Here is a 3,977-nt window from a genome sequence, read left to right on the forward strand (position 1 = left end):
CTGCGTTTCAGGGCCCGCTTCGGCGGGCCTTGTTTTTTGCGCCGCCGTCATTGCGAGGAGCGGAAGCGACGAAGCGATCCAGAGTCTCTCCGCGGAAAGGATCTGGATTGCTTCGCTTCGCTTGCAATGACGGGGTACTGTGATTCCGCCATGACCACGCCCTCCCCCTTCTCCTTCGACACCCCGGCCGACGCGGAGCGCGCGGCCGAGCTGCGGCGCGTCAAGGCGCTGGCGACGCTGGTGCTGGCGTTCACGCTCGCGCTGTTCGTGGTCGCAAAGTGGCTGTTGAACGTGCATCCGGCGTTCGGCTTCGTCGCCGCCTTCGCGGAAGCCGCGACCATCGGCGGGCTCGCCGACTGGTATGCGGTGGTCGCGCTGTTCAAGCGGCCCTTGGGCCTGCCGATTCCGCATACCGCGATCATCCAGAGCAACCAGCAGCGCATCGCCGACAAGCTCGGTGAGTTCATCGAGGTGCATTTCCTCGAGGCGGGCCCGGTCGAGGCCAAGCTCAAGGAGATCGACTTCGGCACGTTCATCGCCGACTGGCTGCGCGACCGCAAGCGCAGCGACGATCTCGCCCGCTTTGCGCTGCGCCTGTTGCCCGAGGCCTTCTCCGCGACGGAAACCTCCGGCCTGATGACCTTCATCATCCGCCGCCTCAACTCGCAACTGCAGTCGATCGATCTGGCGCCGCTCGCCGCCGGTACGCTGCGCGGCTTCGTGCAACAGGGGCGGCACCAGATCCTGTTCGACGATCTCCTGCGCGTGATGCATGACACGCTGACGCAGGTCGAGACCATGGCGATGATCCGCGAGAAGGTGCGCGCGGAGCTGCCGACGCTGCTGAGGCTCTATCGCGCCGACAAATTTCTGGTGAACAAGATCGTGGCGTCCGCCACCGCCTTCTTCGAGGAGGTGCGCGCCGATTCCAGGCATCCGTTCCGCGGCGAGTTCGACCGCATGGTGCTCAACTTCGTCGACCGGCTCGGCACTGACAAGGCCTATGTCGAGCGCATCGACGGATTGAAGCGCGATCTCTTGGCGAGGCCCGAACTCGCCGATCTCGCCCGCACCGTCTGGGCCAACACGAAGAGCTTCATCGAGCGCAGCGCGGCCGGCGAAACCCAGGTGCTGCAGCATCACCTCGCCGGGATGTTCGTGAAAGCCGGCGAGGTGCTCGCGAGCGACGCCGAACTGCGTGGCGAGATCAACCAGGGGCTGGTGGCCGTGCTGCGCAGCTTCGTCGCCGACCAGAAGAGCGGCGTCTCCACCTTCATCTCCGACCAGGTGAAGTCGTGGAACATGGCGCAGCTGATCTCGCTGATCGAGGTCAACATCGGCCGCGATCTGCAATACATCCGCTTCAACGGCTCGCTGATCGGCGGCCTCGCCGGACTTGCGCTCTACACGATCGAATTCCTGCTGCGATTGTTGTGACCTTTGCCTCGAGCCTTGAATGCCTGAACCGGCCGCAGAGCTGATTGATGTTGCCCTGCGGAAGAAGGGGAAAAAGGCAGAGCGTGCGAGGCATTGTCGCATCCGCGCAAATCGCGCTATGGCTTGATGCATGGCGCATCCGCTTTCCCGCATCGTCGACCAGCTCAAGCGCGAGCCGTCGCGCACCGGCTCCATCGTCATCACCGTGTTCGGCGACGCCATCGTGCCGCGTGGCGGCTCGGTGTGGCTGGGGACGCTGCTCGAATTCTTCGCTGGCCTGGACATCGACAGCGGCGTGGTGCGCACCGCGATGTCGCGGCTCGCCGCCGACGGCTGGCTGACGCGCGAAAAGGTCGGCCGCAACAGTTTCTATCGGCTGGCCGCGAAGGGCCGGCAGACGTTCGAGGCTGCGACGCGCCACATCTACGATCCGCCGCCCTCCGGCTGGACCGGCTGGTTCGAACTGCTCCTGATCAGCAACGGCGAAGACCGCGACGCCGCGCGCGAGGCGTTGGGCAATGCCGGCTTCGGCAGTCCGCTGCCGGGCGTGTGGGTCGCGCCGTCGGGCGTTGCCGTGCCGGAGGAGGCCGAGAGCGCCATCCGCCTGGAGGTCTCCGCCGAGGATGATGCCGGGCGCCGCCTGCTCAGCGCAAGCTGGCCGCTCGAGCGCATCGCGGATGCCTACCTCGAGTTCATGAAGATGTTCGCGCCGCTGCGCCGCGCGATCGGGCGCGGCAGCGGCCTGTCCGACGCCGACGCCTTCACCGCGCGCGTCCTGCTCATCCACTCCTACCGCCGCGTGGTGTTGCGCGATCCGCTGCTGCCGGACGGGCTGCTGCCGGCGGATTGGCCGGGCCGGGCCGCTCGCGAACTCTGTGGCGAGATCTATCGGGCGCTGCTCGTGCCGTCGGAACAATGGCTTGACCGGCATGGAACCAACGAGAAGGGGCCGCTGCCGGCCGCCCGCAAGGTGCTGGAGCGCCGCTTTGGCGTTGCACACTAGGAATTATGTTACATAAAATTCTTGCATCAATCGAATTTTGTCATATATTACCTCCAATAAATCGGGAGGTCGCGCATGTACACCCAGGCGCTCAACACGGCCGAGGCGGACGACCGCAATTTCGAGGATGCGGAGCACGCCGGCCGTTTCCAGGCGCGCATCGATGCCGAGGAGCGCATCGAGCCGAACGACTGGATGCCGGCGGCCTATCGCAAGACGCTGGTCCGCCAGATCTCCCAGCACGCCCATTCCGAAGTCGTCGGCATGCTGCCGGAGGGCAACTGGATCACGCGGGCGCCGACGCTGCGCCGCAAGGCGGCACTGCTCGCCAAGGTGCAGGACGAGTGCGGCCACGGCCTCTATCTCTATGCCGCCGCCGAGACGTTGGGGGCCTCGCGCGAGGAATTGGTCGACGCGATGCTGGCTGGCAAGGCGAAATACTCCTCCATCTTCAACTATCCGACGTTGACCTGGGCCGACATCGGCGTGATCGGCTGGCTGGTCGACGGCGCGGCGATCATGAACCAGATCCCGCTGTGCCGCTGCTCCTACGGCCCGTACGCCCGCGCGATGATCCGGGTGTGCAAGGAAGAGTCGTTCCACCAGCGCCAGGGCTACGAGATCGTGCTGACGCTCGCCCGCGGCTCCGAGGAGCAGAAGGCGATGGCGCAGGATGCGCTGAACCGCTGGTGGTGGCCGGTGCTGATGATGTTCGGTCCGCCCGACGCGGCGAGCCAGCACGGCGACGCCTCGACCAGGTGGAAGATCAAGCGCTTCTCCAATGACGAGCTGCGCCAGAAGTTCGTCGATGCCACCGTGCCGCAGGCGCACTATCTCGGCCTCACCATTCCCGACGCCGGCATGACGCAGGACGCCGACGGACACTGGCGCTACAGCGCGATCGACTGGGACGAGTTCAGGCAGGTGCTCGCCGGCAATGGCCCCTGCAACCGCGACCGCATGGCCGCGCGGCGCAAGGCGCACGAGGACGGCGCCTGGGTGCGCGAGGCGGCGGCCGCCTACGCGAAGAAACGACAATACCGTCGGGCCGCGCAGGCCGCCGAATGAATAGAGTCGGGAGATCGCAATGACCACGCCGAATACGCCGCTGTGGGAAGTCTTCATTCGCAGCCGCAACGGGCTTGCGCACAAGCATGTCGGCTCGCTGCATGCGAGCGACGCGACCATGGCGCTGCAGGCCGCGCGCGACGTCTACACCCGCCGCGGCGAGGGCCTGTCGATCTGGGTCGTGCCGTCGCGCGCGATCACGGCCTCCGATCCCGCCGAGAAGGGCATGATGTTCGAGCCGGCGGAGTCCAAGGTCTACCGGCATCCGACGTTTTATGAGGTGCCGGAAGAAGTCGGGCACATGTGACGGCCCGCCGTCATTGCGAGCGAAGCGAAGTAATCCATCTCGCCGCAAGGAAAGCGTGGATTGCTTCGTCGCTTCGCTCCTAGGAAGAAAGTGGGTGGGTACCGGTCTAAACTCAGTCAGAGTGGCTCACCCATTTTCATCTAAGGCGGGTCGGCCCCTCGG

The 3,977-nt window shown here is 65.9% G+C and carries 4 protein-coding genes; all 4 read left to right on the forward strand.

The annotated features are described in order from the left end of the window. The first annotated feature begins 150 nt into the window (after positions 1-150). Positions 151-1,437, forward strand: coding sequence for a DUF445 domain-containing protein (locus KGM94_RS24005; RefSeq protein WP_300264836.1), 1,287 nt, complete (start codon positions 151-153; stop codon positions 1,435-1,437). Between the two features lie 130 nt (positions 1,438-1,567). Next, a complete protein-coding gene (gene paaX / locus KGM94_RS24010) occupies positions 1,568-2,440 on the forward strand; it encodes a phenylacetic acid degradation operon negative regulatory protein PaaX (RefSeq protein WP_300264838.1) in 873 nt (290 codons plus the stop codon). Between the two features lie 75 nt (positions 2,441-2,515). Next, positions 2,516-3,508 carry a 1,2-phenylacetyl-CoA epoxidase subunit PaaA gene (gene paaA / locus KGM94_RS24015; RefSeq protein ID WP_300264841.1) on the forward strand — a complete coding sequence of 331 codons (993 nt, stop codon included), beginning with the start codon at positions 2,516-2,518 and terminating at the stop codon, positions 3,506-3,508. 19 nt (positions 3,509-3,527) lie between these two features. Beyond that, the gene (gene paaB, locus KGM94_RS24020; RefSeq protein WP_300264844.1) at positions 3,528-3,815 is read left to right on the forward strand and encodes a 1,2-phenylacetyl-CoA epoxidase subunit PaaB; all 288 of its coding nucleotides are present in this window, start codon (positions 3,528-3,530) and stop codon (positions 3,813-3,815) included. Positions 3,816-3,977: the final 162 nt, after the last annotated feature.

Source organism: Bradyrhizobium sp. (genome assembly GCF_028868675.1).
GTDB lineage: Bacteria > Pseudomonadota > Alphaproteobacteria > Rhizobiales > Xanthobacteraceae > Bradyrhizobium.

Excerpts from the sequence above, each read along its gene's own strand:
- KGM94_RS24005 (WP_300264836.1), top strand. The coding sequence starts at position 151 with ATGACCACGCCCTCCCCCTTCTCCTTCGACACCCCGGCCGACGCGGAG.
- paaX (WP_300264838.1), top strand. The coding sequence starts at position 1,568 with ATGGCGCATCCGCTTTCCCGCATCGTCGACCAGCTCAAGCGCGAGCCG.
- paaA (WP_300264841.1), top strand. The coding sequence starts at position 2,516 with ATGTACACCCAGGCGCTCAACACGGCCGAGGCGGACGACCGCAATTTC.
- paaB (WP_300264844.1), top strand. The coding sequence starts at position 3,528 with ATGACCACGCCGAATACGCCGCTGTGGGAAGTCTTCATTCGCAGCCGC.